The 16,181-nt window shown below is 71.8% G+C and carries 15 protein-coding genes; 8 read left to right on the forward strand and 7 right to left on the reverse strand.

The annotated features are described in order from the left end of the window. Positions 1-29 precede the first annotated feature (29 nt). Complete coding sequence (locus AB0I68_RS02675) at positions 30-2,048, reverse strand: bifunctional glycosyltransferase 87/phosphatase PAP2 family protein (protein ID WP_363175333.1); 2,019 nt, start codon at positions 2,046-2,048, stop codon at positions 30-32. Between the two features lie 381 nt (positions 2,049-2,429). Here AB0I68_RS02675 and AB0I68_RS02680 point away from each other — a divergent pair, with 381 nt between their 5' ends. Further along, positions 2,430-2,630, forward strand: coding sequence for an antitoxin (locus AB0I68_RS02680; protein ID WP_363175334.1), 201 nt, complete (start codon positions 2,430-2,432; stop codon positions 2,628-2,630). A 247-nt stretch (positions 2,631-2,877) separates the two neighbouring features. Next, complete coding sequence (locus tag AB0I68_RS02685) at positions 2,878-3,231, forward strand: antibiotic biosynthesis monooxygenase (RefSeq protein ID WP_363175335.1); 354 nt, start codon at positions 2,878-2,880, stop codon at positions 3,229-3,231. 216 nt (positions 3,232-3,447) lie between these two features. On the opposite strand, the gene AB0I68_RS02690 is transcribed toward AB0I68_RS02685, so the two are convergent. Then, positions 3,448-3,843 (reverse strand): nuclear transport factor 2 family protein, encoded by a 396-nt coding sequence (locus AB0I68_RS02690; RefSeq protein ID WP_363175336.1) that lies wholly within the window; start codon positions 3,841-3,843, stop codon positions 3,448-3,450. Positions 3,844-3,949: 106 nt separating this feature from the next. Here AB0I68_RS02690 and AB0I68_RS02695 point away from each other — a divergent pair, with 106 nt between their 5' ends. After that, entirely contained in the window at positions 3,950-4,480 is a 531-nt protein-coding gene (locus tag AB0I68_RS02695; RefSeq protein ID WP_363175337.1) for a GNAT family N-acetyltransferase, read from the forward strand. A gap of 28 nt (positions 4,481-4,508) precedes the next feature. Here AB0I68_RS02695 and AB0I68_RS02700 read toward each other — a convergent pair whose 3' ends face one another. Then, entirely contained in the window at positions 4,509-6,575 is a 2,067-nt protein-coding gene (locus AB0I68_RS02700; protein ID WP_363175338.1) for an MFS transporter, read from the reverse strand. A gap of 127 nt (positions 6,576-6,702) precedes the next feature. Here AB0I68_RS02700 and AB0I68_RS02705 point away from each other — a divergent pair, with 127 nt between their 5' ends. After that, positions 6,703-7,626: a peptidoglycan-binding protein gene (locus AB0I68_RS02705; protein ID WP_363175339.1), complete on the forward strand. Its 924-nt coding sequence runs from the start codon at positions 6,703-6,705 to the stop codon at positions 7,624-7,626. Between the two features lie 127 nt (positions 7,627-7,753). After that, a complete protein-coding gene (locus AB0I68_RS02710) occupies positions 7,754-8,437 on the forward strand; it encodes an HAD-IA family hydrolase (protein ID WP_363175340.1) in 684 nt (227 codons plus the stop codon). Between the two features lie 233 nt (positions 8,438-8,670). On the opposite strand, the gene AB0I68_RS02715 is transcribed toward AB0I68_RS02710, so the two are convergent. Next, positions 8,671-9,192 (reverse strand): DinB family protein, encoded by a 522-nt coding sequence (locus tag AB0I68_RS02715; protein WP_363175341.1) that lies wholly within the window; start codon positions 9,190-9,192, stop codon positions 8,671-8,673. A gap of 201 nt (positions 9,193-9,393) precedes the next feature. After that, a complete protein-coding gene (locus AB0I68_RS02720) occupies positions 9,394-9,987 on the reverse strand; it encodes a TMEM165/GDT1 family protein (RefSeq protein ID WP_363175342.1) in 594 nt (197 codons plus the stop codon). A gap of 736 nt (positions 9,988-10,723) precedes the next feature. Between AB0I68_RS02720 and AB0I68_RS02725 the strand changes: the two genes are divergently transcribed. The 3 genes from AB0I68_RS02725 to AB0I68_RS02735 all read left to right on the forward strand — a co-directional run bounded on the left by AB0I68_RS02725 (position 10,724) and on the right by AB0I68_RS02735 (position 14,336). Then, positions 10,724-11,386 carry an HNH endonuclease family protein gene (locus AB0I68_RS02725; protein WP_363175343.1) on the forward strand — a complete coding sequence of 221 codons (663 nt, stop codon included), beginning with the start codon at positions 10,724-10,726 and terminating at the stop codon, positions 11,384-11,386. 236 nt (positions 11,387-11,622) lie between these two features. Further along, the gene (locus AB0I68_RS02730) at positions 11,623-13,290 is read left to right on the forward strand and encodes an alkaline phosphatase D family protein (protein WP_363175344.1); all 1,668 of its coding nucleotides are present in this window, start codon (positions 11,623-11,625) and stop codon (positions 13,288-13,290) included. A 416-nt stretch (positions 13,291-13,706) separates the two neighbouring features. Next, on the forward strand, positions 13,707-14,336 hold the full coding sequence (locus AB0I68_RS02735) for a VTT domain-containing protein (RefSeq protein WP_363175345.1): 630 nt from the start codon (positions 13,707-13,709) through the stop codon (positions 14,334-14,336). Between the two features lie 189 nt (positions 14,337-14,525). On the opposite strand, the gene AB0I68_RS02740 is transcribed toward AB0I68_RS02735, so the two are convergent. Together AB0I68_RS02740 and AB0I68_RS02745 are read right to left on the reverse strand one after the other, a co-directional pair. Continuing rightward, on the reverse strand, positions 14,526-14,750 hold the full coding sequence (locus AB0I68_RS02740) for a DUF2277 domain-containing protein (RefSeq protein ID WP_363175347.1): 225 nt from the start codon (positions 14,748-14,750) through the stop codon (positions 14,526-14,528). 15 nt (positions 14,751-14,765) lie between these two features. Further along, positions 14,766-15,386 carry a hypothetical protein gene (locus tag AB0I68_RS02745; RefSeq protein ID WP_363175348.1) on the reverse strand — a complete coding sequence of 207 codons (621 nt, stop codon included), beginning with the start codon at positions 15,384-15,386 and terminating at the stop codon, positions 14,766-14,768. Positions 15,387-16,181 lie beyond the last annotated feature (795 nt).

Raw genomic sequence — 16,181 nt, forward strand, 5'->3', positions numbered from 1 at the left:
ACTTCGTCAAGCCTGGGTACCCGACTTCGTCAGGCCCGGGTGCGCGACGCGGCGCCCGCCCGCTCCGGCTCGCGCGGCCGCGGCACGCTCAGCCCGGCCGGCAGGACGGCGCCCCGCGGCCCCGACAGTACGTAGACGAGCCCGAACCCGGCGCCGACGACGACCGCGCCACCGACCGCGTCCAGCACCCAGTGGTTGGCGGTGGCGACGATCGCGCACACCGTGATCAGCGGGTGCAGCGCCCCCAGGAGCTTCTGCCAGCCCTTCGGCGCGAGCACGATGATGACGACCCCGCACCACAGCGACCAGCCGAAGTGCAGCGAGGGCATCGCCGCGTACTGGTTGGAGATCGCGGTCATCGCCCCGTACTGCGGGTTGGCCAGATCCTGCGGTCCGTGCACGGTGTCGATGAAGCCGAGCGCGGGCATCAGCCGCGGCGGCGCCAGCGGGTAGAGCCAGAAGCCGATGAGCGCGAGGACGGTGGCCAGGCCCAGGGAGGCGCGGGCCCAGCGGTAGTCGCCCGGCCTGCGCCAGTACAGGACCGCCAGGATCGTCAGCGGCACCACGAAGTGGAACGACGTGTAGTAGAAGTTGAAGAACTTCTCCAGCCAGGGCGCGTTCACCACGGCGTGGTTGACGGCGTGCTCGACGTCGATGCCCAGTGCCCGCTCGACGGCGTGGATCTGACTCCCGTGGCCCTCGGCGAGGCTGCGGCTGCTGGGCGCGGCGGCCCGGATGTGCGAGTACAACGAGTACCCCACCCGTATCAGCAGCAGCTCCAGCAGCAGGTTGGGGCGCGACAGCACGCGCCGCCAGAACGGCAGCAGCGGCACCCGCGACCACCGGGCGGCGGCCGGCCGGCCGTACTCCGTCGGGACGGGCGCACGCCAGTACGGCGAGGAGCGCGGCAGGAACGGCACCGCGCAGGCCGCCGCCAGCGCGGCGAGCAGCAGCACGTTGTCCCGTACGGGGGCCAGCGCGGCCAGGTTGGGCAGCAGCACATCGCTGGGCAGCGTCATGGCGAGCACCACGGCCACCGGCCACACGGGCCGGTCCGCCGCCCGCTTGCCGACCTTGCCGGCCACCGCGAGCAGGACCCACAGCAGCTGCTGGCGCCAGCCGGTCGGCGCCACGGCGACGGCCACGCAGCCGGTGACGGCCACGGCGAGCAGCAGCTGGCCGTCGCGGGCGTAGCGGGCCGCCCGGCGCAGGCCGACCCAGGCGATCGCGGCCGCCAGCGCCACGTACAGCAGGATCTCGAGGGGGCCGCTCAGGCCGAGCCGCAGCAGCGCGCCGTGCACGGACTGGTTGGCGAGGCCGTCGGGGGCGCCGCCGAGGCCGGTGCCGGCCAGGTGGTGGACCCAGTACGTCCAGGAGTCGCGCGGCAGGGCCGCCCAGGACAGCACGGTGGCTCCGGCGAACGTCGCGGCGGCGGTCTTGGCGGTGGGGCGGCGGCCGGTGAGCCACAGCAGCGGCGCGAAGAACAGCAGCGCCGGCTGGAGCGCGGCGGCGAGGCCGACGAGGAAGCCGGACGGGCGCTCGCCGGGCACCCGGAAGACGGCCAGCAGCACCAGCAGCACGGGCAGGACGGCGGTCTGGCCCGGCGAGGCGGCTTCACGGACGGGCAGCGACACCATCATCAGGCCGACCAGCACGGGCGCGGCGAGCAGTGCGGTGCGCCGCGGCACCGGATCGGGCAGACTGCGCGCGGCGACCAGCCCGACGGCGGCGACGAACAGCAGCGTCACACAGGTCCACGCCACCTCCAGCGAAGGTGCCGCAAGGCGGAGGAACGGCCGCAGGACCAGCCCGGCGAAGGGGGTCCCGGTGAACTGGCCGGCGGCGTAGAGCGAGCCGGGAAAGCTGCTGGGGAGGTGGAAGTCGCTGAGCCACTCGCCCGGTGGCACCCGCAGCACGGCGGCGGCCTGTCTGAGGGCGAGGACTCCGGCCAGCGCCCACAGGAGGAACCGTGCCGCTCCCAGTCTGCCGCTACCGCCTATGACCCCGGCATGTCCGTTCGCACCACTGTGCTCTGCCGCGTTAGCCACGCCTCGCCGGCCTCCCGCCCTGTTGACCGCAACCTTGACTTCGCCTGGCTGCCGCGCTTCATGCACCACGTCATTACCTGGGAGGACGATATCCCCCAAGGGATCCCCAGGGTGGCGGGCATGAGCATCGTGAAGATCAACAAGTCTGTCAGCGCACGCACACACGCCCTGACCTGCGGGTGATCCGTCCCGGCACGGTCAGCGCACGAGCCGCAGGCCAGATGCCCCGCCTCCGCGGAGCGCAGGACGCGAAAGAGGCCCCGCCGACCTGCGCGGGCAGGATGCGGGGGCGCTTGCCTCAGGCGGCCGGCCTTTCCGGATGCACACGTCAGCCTTCGCGCAGAAGGTGGAAGCGACAGGATTCCGGAGAGAGGACGGCTCATGTCCATGCTCGACAAGCTCAAAGGCCTGGTCAAGGGACACCCGGACCAGGCGCGCCAGGGAGTCGAAAAGGCCGGGGACGCCTTCGACGCAAAGACTCAGAACAAGTACCAGAGTCAGGTTGACACGGCGCAGCAGAAGCTCAACGAGCAGATCGGCAACCCGCCCGGCAGCGAGGGCGAGCGTCCGTCCCCGTCCTAGAAGGAGCTTCCAGGGACCCGTCCGTCCGAGGAGGCGAACAGGTCCGAGCACCGCGGGAACTGCACGCCTGACAACTCCTTCCGGTACCCCGGAAGGTGGTCATGGCCGGTGGAGTTCCCGCGCCCTGCCGTTCGCCCGGAAACCCTCGGAAGCGTCTTCACGCCGCCGCGACCGGCGGATGTAGGAGACTGCACGCACGTCGTCAAGGCCAGGCGCACGGCCCGGCCTTACTCCTGAGAGGTGTCATGTGCCCAGTGTTGTAAAGATCAACGCACTGACCGTGCCCGCCGAGCAGCGGGAAGTACTGGAGCAGCGGTTCGCCTCGCGGGCGGGCGCCGTGGAGAGCTCGGACGGGTTCGAATGGTTCGAGCTGCTGCGTCCCGTGGAGGGGACGGACCAGTACCTGGTGTACACGCGGTGGCGGTCGGAGGAGGACTTCCAGGCGTGGATGGAGGGGCCCATGAAGGCGGCACACCAAGGCGGCGGCGCGGGTTCGGGCTCGGGCTCGGGCTCGGGTGAGCGGCCGAAGCCGGCGGCCTCCGCGTCGACGGTGTGGTCGTTCGAGGTCGTGCAGCAGGCGGCGCCGAAGCCGCAGGGCTGAGCCGGGGCCGCGCTACGCGGCGCGGTGCGGGCGGGCGAGCGGGCGGGACGAGGGGGTCGGCGCCGGAATCGGCTGGTACGGCCGGGGCGGCCGTGACAGCGGTGACCGCTGGGGCAGCCGCATCAGCTGGATCGGCCGGTTCAGCCGCTGCCGGTTCAGCCGCCTGCCGGTTCAGCCGGTGTCGGTTCAACCGGTGCCGGTTCAACCGGTGCCGGTTCAGCCCCAGAAGGCGTCCTCCTCGTCGATGTCCTGCGTGCACTGGTCGACGTCAGTGATCTTCCCGCCGACGATCGTGAAGAAGAGGCCTTCCTGGATCTCGATCCCGTGGTCGCCCCGGTCGCCGCGCGCCGTGTGGAAGGCCATGACGTGGCCGCGCCCGTCGACCAGCACCGCGTGCAGATCGACCTGGAAGGTGCCCTTCGTCTCCTCGCCGAGCCGCCGGTACATGTCGAGGACGGCTTCACGGCCCTTGTGGTGTCCGGAGAACGGGTTGCTGCCGGGCACGTGGTGGATGACGTCGGCCGTCATCAGCGTGCCCAGCGTCTCCATGTCGCCCCTGCCGAAGGCCTCGTAGCCGCGGCGGATCAGGGCAGCGTCGGGGTGCTCGGCCATGTCGTCTCACGCCCTCCATATGAGTGATTGACCCTTTTTCCTATCATCGGCCCGTACCTGTGGATATTCCACGCGGCGAGACGCGCACGGACTCCACAATGACGCCATGAACATCGTCAACACGGGCAGCAGCCCCGCCGCCACCGGCCCCGCAACGGGCAACTGGACCGTCGTCACCGAGCACTTCGCCACCGCCGACGCCACCACGCTGCGCCGCGCCTACTACGCGGAGGTCGCCGGCCGGTACTGGAAACGGCCCGCCACCGAGGCCGAGATCGACCAGGGCCTGCGGGACGACCCGGACGACGGGCTCGTCCCGCCGACGGGCCGGTTCGTCGTCGGCCGACGGGACGGCAGGCCCCTGGCCTGCGGCGGCATACGGCTGCTCGACGCCGTCACCGCCGAGCTCACCAGGGTGTACGTGGACCCGCGCGCCCGCGGCACCGGCGGCGGGGCGGCGCTGCTCGCCGCCCTGGAGGACGAGGCCCGCGCGTTCGGCGCCGAGCGGGTCCGGCTCGACACCCGGTCGGACCTGGTGGAGGCCCGCGCGTTGTACACGCGGCACGGGTATGCGGAGATACCGGCGTACAACGCGGGACGGTACGCGGAGCACTGGTTCGAGAAGCCCCTGGCCTGAGCCGGGCCGGCCGGCCCGGCTGCCGGGCTCAGGGCGCGGCGTGGTCCCGGCGCGGCTCGGCGTCATAGGGCTCCTCGGCGTCGGATCCGCAGAGCTCCGCGTTGATCTCCTTGACCAGCTTGACCAGGTCGGTGGGGCGGTCCGGGCCCCACCAGTCGCCGAGCAGTTCGGCGAGCGACTCCTCGCGGGCCTCGGCCAGCTTCTCGGCGCACTCCCGCCCGCGCTCGGTCAGGACCAGCGGCAGTCCGTCCCGTACGGCCAGTCCGAGCTCCTCGATCTGGCGGGCGGCGTCCGTGATCACCCTCACCGGCACGGTGGTCCGTTCCGCGAGCATCGCGGGCTCGGCGGAGCCGTACTTCTTGATCCGCAGCAGCAGCCAGCTGGCCGCGGGCAACAGGTCGAGGCCGGCCTTCTCGGTGATCTTCTCGTAGACGTGGCGGCGGCCCTCGCGGGTCCCGAGGACCGTGAGCGCGCGGGCGACCTCGTCGCGGGAAGAGCGGTGGACGGGGTTGGAGGCGAGGGTCTCGGTGACGTCGGGCGCGGTGACCGAGCCGCGGAGCACGTCCTCCTTGAGGAACCAGGCGACGACGAAGGCGAGGAGGACGACGGGCACGGCATAGAGGAAGACGTCGGTGATCGAGGCCGCGTACGCGTCGAGCACGCGGGGCTGCAACTCGGCGGGCAGTTGTCGGATGGCCCGCGGATCGGCCTCCACCTGCGCGGCCGTACCGGGCGGCACCGCAAGCCCGGCGAAGGCGGTGGCGAGCTTGCCGTCGAGCCGGTTGGTGAAGACCGTGCCGAAGATCGCGACGCCGAAGGAGGCGCCGATGGAGCGGAAGAAGGTGGCACCGGAGGTGGCCACGCCGAGGTCGGCGTAGCTGACGGCGTTCTGCACGACCAGCACCAGCACCTGCATGACCAGACCCAGTCCGGTACCGAAGACGAAGAAGCAGAGGCTCATCTCCCAGGTGCCGCTGGTGCGCTCCAGCTGGTGCAGCAGGAGCAGCCCGATCGCGGTCACGGCCGTGCCCGCGATCGGGAAGACCTTCCACCGTCCGGTGCGGCTGACGATCTGGCCGGAGGCGGTGGAGGAGATCAGCATGCCGAGCACCATCGGCAGCATGTGGACGCCGGACAGGGTGGGCGAGACGCCCTGGACCACCTGGAGGAACGTCGGCAGGTAGACCATCGCGCCGAACATCGCGAAACCGACGACGAAACTGATCACCGAGCAGAGGGTGAAGGTGCGGATCCTGAACAGCCTCAGCGGCAGGACGGGTTCGACGGCCCGCCGCTCGACGAGGAGAAAGGCGGCGAGCAGCACGGCGCCGAGGACGGCCAGGCCGATGATCCGGGTCGAGCCCCAGCCCCAGGTGCCGCCGAGGGAGGCGACGAGCACGAGGCAGGTGGCGACGCAGGCGATGAGGAACGTGCCGAAGTAGTCGATGGTGTGTTTCGAGGGGCGTGCGGGGATGTGCAGGGCCGCGGCGATGACGACGAGCGCGACGAGACCGATGGGGAGGTTGATGTAGAAGACCCAGCGCCAGGAGAGGTTGTCGACGAACAGGCCGCCCAGCAGCGGTCCGAGCACGCTGCTCGCGCCGAAGACGGCGCCGAAGAGGCCTTGGTACTTGCCGCGCTCGCGGGGCGGGACGATGTCTCCGACGATCGCCATCGACAGCACGATCAATCCGCCGCCGCCCAAGCCCTGCACAGCGCGGAACCCGATGAGCTGCGGCATGTCCTGGGCGAGCCCGCACAGCGCCGATCCGATGAGGAAGAGCACGATGGCGCACTGGAACAGCTTCTTGCGTCCGTATTGGTCGCCGAGCTTGCCCCACAGGGGTGTGGCGGCGGTGGAGGCCAGAATGTAGGCGGTGACGACCCAGGACAGGTGCGCCATGCCGCCCAGCTCGCTGACGATCGTCGGCAGGGCCGTGGAGACGATGGTCTGGTCGAGGGCCGCGATCAGCAGACCGAGCAGCAGGGCGCCGATGGAGGCGAGGACCTCGCGGGAGGCGTGTTCGGCGGCTGGGCCGGACGTGTGCGGTGGGGGAGCGGGTTCCGCGGCGTCCTTGGTCACATCCTGAGCCATCCGTTCCTCCTCGGGCCGGATCAACATGTCCATCCTGAGCGGTGTGGCCGGTTATGGCCTCTCGGGTGGGTTGGGCGGGTCCCGGAGGGTCTGCATAATCGCAGGCAATGGCCAGGGAGGGATTCCAGTGAGCGCTGAGCGCTGTCCAGAATGCGGCGCCGTGGGCGTCGACTGCGGGTGTGCGCCGGGGGCGGGTTTCGAGCCGCTGCGCATCCGTCCGTACGTGACGCTTCCCAACCCCGGCCAGTCCGACGGCCCGCCGCCCCCGCAGCCGGTGCGGGGCGTGGTGGCCGGCCCCGCGGGCGGGCACGCCCGCCCCGGCGAGGCGCCGCACGGGGACGACACCCCGGCGTACGGGATACCCGTGGCCTGGCCGGACACACCGCCGCAGGCGGTCTGGCCGGCCGAGACGGTCCAGCTCCGGGCGGCCGACCCGGCAGCCGGCACCAGGGGCGGGGGGAGGGGTGGGGGTGGGGGCCCCGAAAAGCGGTCCGGCGCAACCGGCCGACGGCGGTTCCCGACGATCCTGGCCGGCGCCGGCACGGTGGTCGCCGTCGGCACGGCGGCCCTGGCGCTGGGGATGCTCCCGCGCTCCGGTGACAGCGACACCGTCCTGCTGGACGCCAAGCCGTCCGCGCCCGCCGTGAGCGTGGCTCCGGCCGGCCCGACGCAGCCGACATCCACGGGCAGCCCGTCCCGCTCGGCCTCAGCCTCGGCTTCGCCGTCATCGAGCGCCTCGAAATCGGCATCCCCCTCCGCCTCGCCCAGCGCCTCCCGCACCTCGGCACCCCCGACCCCGTCGGCCAGCTCGAGCCGCAAGCCGAGCACCCAGGCACCACCCCCGACGCTGAGGTACGGGGATTCGGGCCCGGAGGTGGAGAAGATGCAGCGGCTCCTGGCCGGGCGGGGCTACTACAAGGGGAAGGTCAGCGGCAGGTTCGACGACCGCACGGAGAACGCTGTCTCGGATTTCCAGTGGCAGAACAACATCGACGAGGACTGGGGCGTCTACGGTCCGGAGACCCGGCGGGCTCTGGAGGGCACGGGCTGATTCCTCGCGGAGTGGCGCGGACCGCCCCATGTTTTGTATCGTGTAGAAACAAAGTGGTTCCGCCCGCACTCCCTGACCGGTGGGCGGAACCGCTTGTTCTCTTTCCTGCCCGTCTGGAGCACCGCCGATGCCGGCCAGCACCACCACCGCACCCGTCGTCCTGACCGCCAAGGCCCTGCTCCTGGACATGGACGGCACCATCGTCAACTCGGACGCGGTGGTCGAGCGCTGCTGGCGCGACTGGGCGGTGTCCCACGGGCTGGATCCGCAGGAGGCCCTCAAGGTGGTCCACGGCCGGCAGGGCTACGCCACGATGGCGATCCTCCTGCCGGAGCGCCCCCTGGAGCTCAATTACGCCGAGAACACCGTGATGCTCGCCCGCGAGACCGCCGACACCGATGGCGTGGTCCCGGTCGGCGGAGCCGCGGAGTTCATGGCGGCGATCGAGGGACTGCCGCACGCCCTGGTCACCTCCGCGGACGCGGCCCTTGCCGCGGCCCGGATGACCGCCGCCGCCCTGCCCATGCCCGAGGTACGGGTCACGGCCGAGTCCGTCCAGGCCAGCAAGCCCGACCCCGAGGGCTTCCTCAAGGGCGCCGCCGAACTGGGCGTGGACCCGGCCGACTGCATCGTCTTCGAGGACTCCGCCGCGGGCATCGCCGCGGGCCGGGCTGCGGGCATGCGCGTGATCGGCATAGGCCCCCGGGCCGCGGCCCACGCCCCGACGGCCCACGTCCCCGACCTGACCTCGATCGCGGTGACCACCACCCCGGACGGCTCGATCCACCTGACGCTGACGCCGGGAGCCTGAGGCGCGGTCGGGGCGGGGTGGGGCGGGGGTCGGGATCGGCGCGAGCCGCTGACTCGGCGGCGCGGAAGCCGGTGGGGGCTTCGGGGCCGGGGGCGCATACTCCGCGTCGGAACGGCAGACCGGGACTTCGGGGCGGGGTTTCGGTCGGCCGGGGTCGGCGGACCCGCCCCCGAACCCCCGCCCGGCCCTTCCGCCGCCGAGCGCGCAGACCCCGCCCACCAGCCAGCGCCCCCCTACTGCCCCACCCGCCCGTCGATCCGCTCCCTCAGCAAGTCGGCATGGCCGTTGTGGCGGGCGTATTCCTCGATCATGTGGACCAGGACCTCGCGGAGCTCCATCGGCTGTCCATCGCTGTCGCCCGTGACGCCCAGGTCTGCGGCGTCGGCCACCAGCTGGTCCGCGAAGGCGACCTCGGCCCGCCACGTGGCCCACGCGTCCGCGACCACCACCGGGTCTGCCACCGCCTCTGTGAAATCCGCTGTCGGATCCTCCGCCGAGCGATAGTGCCGTCGTACGTCCTCGCCCGCCATCACGTGCCGGAACCAGTACTGCTCCACCCCCGCCAAGTGCCGTACGAGCCCCAGCAGGGACAGGTTCGACGGCTCGACCGAGCGGCGTGCCATCGCCTCGGCGTCGAGTCCGGCGCACTTCAGCTCCAGCGTCAGCCGCTGGTCGCGCAGGTATCCGGCGAGGATGGCGCGTTCGCCCTGGAAGCCGCCGTCGGTCCGGGTGTCCTCATCGGGGTGGACGAACATGTTGGACCAGCCGAAGCGCCGCTCGGGTCCGGGCCCGGACGTCGGCGCCGCCCCAGACGCAGAAGCAGAAGCAGGCACAGGCACAGGCACAGGTGCAGGCCCGGACGCGGACTCGGAGTCAGTGCTGTCGATCACGCCCGCAAGCGTGCCCCGCACGTCCGCCTCCCGCAAGGAAATATCCCGCGCCCTGTCCGCCCCCTGTCAGCCCGCGATCGCCTCGTACAGCGAGAACGCGGCCAGCGCCGCCATCACGCCCGCCGCGACCTTCGTGATCAGGTGCAGCGGCACGTACTTCATGAGGGTCTTCCCGCCCAGGATCCCGATGCCCGCGACCGCCCACAGGGCGAGGACGGCGCCGATGCCGACCGAGACGGGGTTGTCGTACCGTGCGGCGAGGTTGGCGGTCATGATCTGGGTCAGGTCACCGAACTCGGCCACGAGGATCAGCATGAATCCTGCCCCGGAGACCTTCCAGAAGGACTGGTCGGCGGGTGCCTTGACCGCCTCGTCCCCGTCGCCCTTCTTCAGGAGGAGCATGGCCGCGCCCGCGAGGAAGAGAACGCCGACGACGGCCTGCACGAGCCGGTGCGGGAGCAGGGCCAGCACGCTGCCGGCGGCGATGGCGAGTGCGACGTGGACGGCGAAGGCGGCGGCAACACCGGCGAAGACGTACGAGGCGCGGTAGCGGGTGCCGAGCATCAGTCCGGCGAGGGCCGTCTTGTCGGGGAGTTCCGCGAGGAAGACGACTCCGAAGGCGATCGCCGTGACGGTGATGCTGAAGGTGCTGCTGAACACGGGGGCGGAACCTCAATCGGTCGGGCGGGACGCCATCGATACCGAGAGACCTGGGGTGATTCAGGGGTCGCTTCGGCTCGGCGGCGCCCTGACTGCGTCCACACACCCGGTGTGTGGACGGGTGCAGATGAACAGGAACAGGACACTGCGGCCGAAGGTCTCGCTGGCCGGCCACTGCGTGCGACCTGCCTCCGGGCGCCGGCTGGGGTGACCCAGCAGTATGTCGACGGTCCGGCGAAGAGCTACTCCCCTTCTGCTCCCCTCAGAATACGCGACGCCCGCTGCCGCCCGGAATAGGCCTTTGGTCCCGTCGGGCCCATCCTGCTCGCCCCGCCGGTCCGCTCACCCGGGCACGCACCGAGCAGCACGGTCGGCAGCCCGCCCGGCCGCCTCGCCGGCCGCCCCGCCGACCCCTCACCCGGGCCCGCGGAGCAGCACATGCAGCACATGCAGCACTTGCGGCACTTGCGGCACATGCGGCACATGCAGCACATGACAGCGCGCCCCGCCCCACACCCGGCCGGAGTCACACCCCCCACCTCGCCGTCACCCTCACCCCCACCAGGAAGCTCAACTTCCATTTAATTCCGGGGAGTTACTCGCGGCCCACATATGACATGCCCATGTCGCAACCCTGTAACCTTGCGCCCGCCGCCACGCAATCTGGCGCCGCCACCATGGCCGCGCCCCTCCGGGGCCGACCGGCCACACCCCCCCGCATCCAGGGAGCCCCCTCATGGCCCTCAAGAACCTCATACCCGCCGTCTACGCGCGTCGAATCGGCGTGCTCGCGTCAGCAGCCACGCTCGCCGCCCTCACCTCCCTCGTGAACGCGCCCGTCGCCCAGGCCTCCCCGCCCACCCCCATCAGCGCCGCGGCCGCCCGCTCCTACCTCGCCACGGTCACCCCGAAGACGGAGGGCTCGCTCAGCGGCTACAGCCGCAGCCTCTTCCCGCACTGGAGCACCGTCTCCGGCACCTGCAACACCCGCGAGACGGTCCTCAAGCGCGACGGCGTCAACGTCGTCACCGACTCGTCCTGCGCCTCCGTGAGCGGCAGCTGGTACTCCGAGTACGACGGCGCCACCTGGACCGCCGCCGCCGACCTCGACATCGACCACGTCGTCCCGCTCGCCGAGGCCTGGCGCTCCGGGGCCAGCTCTTGGACCACCTCCAAGCGCCAGCAGTTCGCCAACGACCTCACCCGCCCGCAGCTCATCGCAGTCACCGACAACGTCAACCAGGCCAAGGGCGACCTCGACCCGGGCAAGTGGCTGCCGCCGCGGACCGCCTACCGCTGCACGTACGCCCGGATGTGGGTCGAAGTGAAGCAGTACTGGGGTCTGAGCATGGACTCCGGCGAGAAGACGGCCCTGGTGAACATCCTCAACGGCTGCTGATACGCAGACTGGTCCGGGGGCCGAAACCGGAGGCCAAACCGGAGGCCAAACCGGAAGTCGAACCGGAGGCCGAAACAGCCGCCGACCGGACACCGAACCGGCCCCCGAAGCAACCCGCGAAGCAGCCCCGAACCGGCCGCCGACCATTCACCCGGCCTATCCCCCGCCAGGGGGAGGCCGCGCTCCCCCTCCCCGTCGTACCGTGATCGAAGCGGCTACGGAGGAGGGGGAGTTGCATGGCCGGATTGCGTCTGGGGCCACTGCTTCGCTACGTCGACTGGGACACGGGCGGTTCGGCCACGATATGGGTCGAGGCCGACCGCCCGTGCACGGCCGAAGTGCGCTGCGCCGACGGGGCCGGCGGCAGCGTACGTACCTTCCAGGTCGCCGGGCACCACTACGCGCTGGTTCCGGTGACCGGCCTTGCCCCGGGGAGCACCACGGCGTACGAGGTGCTGCTCGACGGCGTGGGCGTCTGGCCGCCGGCGGGCACGGCCTTCCCGCCGAGCACGATCACCACGCCTGCCGTCACGGCGCCCGGGCGGCCCGCCCCGGGGCTGCGGGTGACGTTCGGGTCGTGCCGGCAGGCTGCGCCGCCGGCCGGCCGGCACGGGCCGCACGGTCCGGACGCCCTCGACACCCTCGCGGCGCGGCTGGCCGCCGATCCGGATGAGGTGCGGCCGGATGTGCTCCTCCTGCTGGGCGACCAGGTGTACGCGGATCAGCTGTCCCGGGAGACCAGACAGTGGCTCGCGGCCCGTCGGGACCTGCGGGAGGGCCCCGGCGCACAGGTCGCGGACTACGAGGAGTACACGCGGCTGTACTACGAGTCCTGGCTCGACCCGGAGATCCGCTGGCTGCTCTCCACCGTCCCCAGCCTGCAGATATTCGACGACCACGATGTCGTGGACGACTGGAACACCAGCGCGGCGTGGCTGGCGGAGATGCGGGCGACGCCCTGGTGGCAGGAGCGGGTGCTCAGCGGGCTGATGTCGTACTGGGTGTACCAGCACCTGGGCAATCTCTCGCCGGCCGAGCTCGCTGCCGACGCGCTGTACGAGGCCGTACGCAAGACCCCGGACGGTACGGATGCGCTGCGGGCCTTCGTCGCCGCGGCGGATGCCGATCCCGGCTCGGTGCGCTGGAGTTACCGGCGCGACTTCGGCCGGTCGCGGCTGCTGATGGTGGACACGCGGGCGGCGCGGGTGCTGGCCGAGGACGGGCGGGCGATGCTGGATCCGGCGGAGCAGGAGTGGCTCCGGGAGAACGCGCTGTCCGGGCACGGCGGTTACGACCACCTGCTGATCGGGTCCTCGCTGCCGTGGCTGATGCCGCCGCTGATCCATGATGCGGAGGTGTGGAATGCCGCACTGTGCCGCGGTGAGCGGGGGCCGCGGTGGGCGCGGATCGGAGAGGATCTGCGGCGGCGCAGCGATCTGGAGCACTGGGCGGCGTTCCCGGCCTCGTTCGCGGCGCTCAGCGATCTGATCGAGGAGGTGGGGACGGGGCCGCGGGCGCCGGCGACGGTGTGCGTGCTGTCGGGGGACGTGCATCACGCGTATGTGGCCGAGCCCCGAATACCCAGTACGGCGAGGGTGTTCCAGTTGACGTGCTCGCCGGTGCACAACTCGATCCACACGGCGGTGAAGTGGGGTTTCCGGCTGGGCTGGTCGCGGACGGGGCGGTGGCTGGGGCGCGGGTTCTCGCGGCACGGGCGGACCGGTCGGCCACCGCTGAGCTGGCGTCGTACGGGTGGGCCGTGGTTCGGCAATCAGCTGATGACGCTCGCGCTGGCGGGCCGGTCGGCCCGGCTGCGGCTGGACCAGGCGCACAAGGGGCGGAAGGGGCAGCAGGGGGCCCGGTTGGTGACGGTGCTGGACCGGGAGCTGACGGCGGTGGATTGAGTACGGCGGGGTGCGGGGCGGCACGAACGGGCCGACAGCGCAGGCGCGACGACCGACGCGAACGCCACGGACGACGCGACCGGTACGGAGGACGGGGAGTCGCAGGCTGGGCTGACACACGGGACTGACACACGGGACTGACACACGGGACTGACACAGCGGGCCGACACACGGGGCCGACACACCAGGCCGACCCACCGGGCCGACACACGGGGCTGACACAACAGACCGCACACACCAGACCGACACACCGGGCTGGCGCACTGTGCTGACACCCGGTGGGCCCAAGGCGCCCCGGGCGTACGGTGCAGCATCACCAGGCGTACGCTGTATGGCTGTCAGCCGCCCCTGCCGCTCCCCCGCGACGTCGCGGCGCTTCACGCCGAAGCACGCCAATCGGACTGGGGAGTCCCGCTTTGCTTGAGACTCTGGGGTCGCTGACCGCGAGCCCATGGATCTACGCCGTGGTGGCGCTGTCCGTCGTGCTCGATGTCTTCCTGCCGGTGCTGCCGAGCGGGGTTCTGGTGATCACCGCTGCGGCGGCAGCGGCGGCCGCCGGGGCGGCCGGGCCGGTGCCGGTTCCGGCGCAGGTGCCGGACATCCTGGCCCTGCTGGTGATCGCCACGACCTCGTCGGTACTGGGTGACATGGCAGCGTTTCGGCTGGCCCGGCGCGGCGGGGCCCGGCTGGACCGCGCGATCGCCCGGTCCCGCCGGCTGACCCTGGCCCAGGAACGCCTGGGTACGGCCCTGGCCCGCGGCGGCGGCGCCCTGGTGGTGATCGCCCGCTTCGCCCCGGCCGGCCGCTCCGTGGTGTCCCTCGGCGCGGGCAAGACCCACCGCAAGGTCATGGAGTTCCTGCCCTGGTCGGTCCTGGCGGGCATGGCCTGGGCCGGGTACAGCGTGGCCCTGGGGTACTTCGGCACCCGGTGGCTCGGCGCCACCTGGCTCGGCACGGCGGTCTCCGTGGTCGCCCTCTTCGCCGCCGGGGCCCTGGCGGCCTTCGTCATCCGCCGCCCCGCCCCGACGGCGGCGCCTGCGGCGTAGCCCGCGGCCCTCTTCTCTCTCCGGCATCACCCCTCGTACCGACTCCCTCGGGCGGCGCAGCGGCTCACCCGTTCACCCGGCCCCGATCGCCGCCCCGGGCCCGGGCTGCTGCGCCGCCGGAGGCCCTGATCGTCGTCGGCCGCCCGGTCGCGGTGGTCCCCAGGGAAGCGGACGGGGTCCCGGCGGGACCTAAACGGTGGCCACCGCGCCTCTGACCTGCAGCCCGTCCAGCAGGTCCCGCGTCGCCTCGGCAATCGCCTCCACGGCGGCCTCGAAGACCTCCTGATTGTGCGCGGCGGGCGCCCGGAACCCGGACACCTTCCGTACGTACTGCAGTGCGGCGGCGCGGATCTCCTCCTCGGTGGCCTTCTCGGGGATGGCGGGCGGGCGCAGGGTCTTAATCGAACGGCACATACCCCCACTATCCCGCTACCGGGGCAGCTCGGCCCCGGACAGTTTCATGATCAAACCGGCTTGCAGCCGCGCCCGCAGCTCGGGGTCCATGACCTCGTCGAGCAGCTCGACGGCCTGCTGCATGGCTGCGGCGGCCCGCCGGTCCTCGCGCAGCGAGGTGGTCTGATCGGCCATGTGCCTGAGCGCGATGTCGGCCCGCCGGTGAAACAGCTGCCCGATGAGCGTGACGACGACGCCGACCGAGCTGGTGACCACACCGAGATACAGATCACCGCTGCTCTCGGCCTTCCACACGGCCAGCGCCACCCCGAGCAGCAGGATGGCGGCGCCCGCCCCGGCAAACCGCTGGCTGGTGGCGAAGCTGCTGCGCGCCTGCGTCAGCCCGTACGCGTAGTACTCCACGAGCACGGTGGTGAACTCGGCGTCCCCGTGCCCGTCCCGCCCGGCCGGTATCCCCCCGACATCGGCGTACTTGGGATCCTCAGCGACCGGCGCGGGCTCCGCCACCTGCGCGAGCAACCGCGCCCGCTCGGCATCCCGCCGCTGGTCGAAGCTCCGGATCTCCCTCCCCCACCCGGCCAACACCACGGCGACCAACAGAACCGCCGCCCCACCCACTGCAACCCACTCCCCCATCCCCGCCCCCTCCCCCACCACGCGGACCCCAAACCCCCGACGGCGCCCGCTCAGGAACTCCGCGTCCCGCCAAGCGCCTTGCTGCTGCACCCTCCCGCGCCCGCGCCCCCGCCCCGGCCGGCTCGGCCCCGCCTGCTGCACCCCGCCACGGCGCCCCGCGCCACGGACATCCTGTGAGCGCGGTATGTGCGCCGCCCTCTCACCCGCCTCACCCGGCGGACCCGCCGTGGTGAGGAGGCAGCTCGGCGTTCTCACCACGTGGGGGGGGAAGGGCGCAGGCGTGATGGTCGTCGGCAGCAATGTCAGGGGCGTCCCGGTCATTGCGACGCGGTTCCGGAAGGCATACGGCCTCCGAGCCGATCTGACCCGACGCCACGGGCCGAAACCCGTGCCCGTGCAGCTGGCACTCGACCTGGACGTGGAAGAACTCGACGAGGAGCACGTACATCCGAACGTGACCTGCGGCGGAGCCGCCACCACCGGAAGAGCCCCCGGCCGCGCCGGTGAAAGGCGGGACAGGGGGCTCCTGCACGGGCTTCGCGGTTACTTCTGGCCTGAAACTTGCTCTGGCCTGGGTCTTCACCTCAAAGCGCAAGGTCGGGGGATTAGGGCTTGCAGATGATTTACCCGTAGCTTCCCGGTTCGGTGGTCGTTGGTGTGCTATGGAAGCGATCGAAGACATAGCGGTGGCGCTGGCGGCGAAGTTCACGGTGCTGTTGCCACATCTGGATGAGCGCCAGCGCCGTCTGCTGCTGGCGGCCGAGGCCCGGTCGATCGGTCATGGCGGAATCAGAC

The organism is Streptomyces sp. NPDC050448 (assembly GCF_040655295.1).
GTDB lineage: Bacteria > Actinomycetota > Actinomycetes > Streptomycetales > Streptomycetaceae > Streptomyces.

Bases quoted from the DNA above. Each gene is read 5' to 3' on its own strand.
- AB0I68_RS02680 (WP_363175334.1), top strand. From the start codon at position 2,430: ATGTCCATGCTCGACAAGCTCAAAGGCCTGGTCAAGGGACACCCGGAC.
- AB0I68_RS02690 (WP_363175336.1), bottom strand. From the start codon at position 3,843: ATGGCCGAGCACCCCGACGCTGCCCTGATCCGCCGCGGCTACGAGGCC.
- AB0I68_RS02695 (WP_363175337.1), top strand. From the start codon at position 3,950: ATGAACATCGTCAACACGGGCAGCAGCCCCGCCGCCACCGGCCCCGCA.
- AB0I68_RS02700 (WP_363175338.1), bottom strand. From the start codon at position 6,575: ATGGCTCAGGATGTGACCAAGGACGCCGCGGAACCCGCTCCCCCACCG.
- AB0I68_RS02710 (WP_363175340.1), top strand. From the start codon at position 7,754: ATGCCGGCCAGCACCACCACCGCACCCGTCGTCCTGACCGCCAAGGCC.
- AB0I68_RS02715 (WP_363175341.1), bottom strand. From the start codon at position 9,192: ATGTTCGTCCACCCCGATGAGGACACCCGGACCGACGGCGGCTTCCAG.
- AB0I68_RS02725 (WP_363175343.1), top strand. From the start codon at position 10,724: ATGGCCCTCAAGAACCTCATACCCGCCGTCTACGCGCGTCGAATCGGC.
- AB0I68_RS02730 (WP_363175344.1), top strand. From the start codon at position 11,623: ATGGCCGGATTGCGTCTGGGGCCACTGCTTCGCTACGTCGACTGGGAC.
- AB0I68_RS02740 (WP_363175347.1), bottom strand. From the start codon at position 14,750: ATGTGCCGTTCGATTAAGACCCTGCGCCCGCCCGCCATCCCCGAGAAG.
- AB0I68_RS02745 (WP_363175348.1), bottom strand. From the start codon at position 15,386: ATGGGGGAGTGGGTTGCAGTGGGTGGGGCGGCGGTTCTGTTGGTCGCC.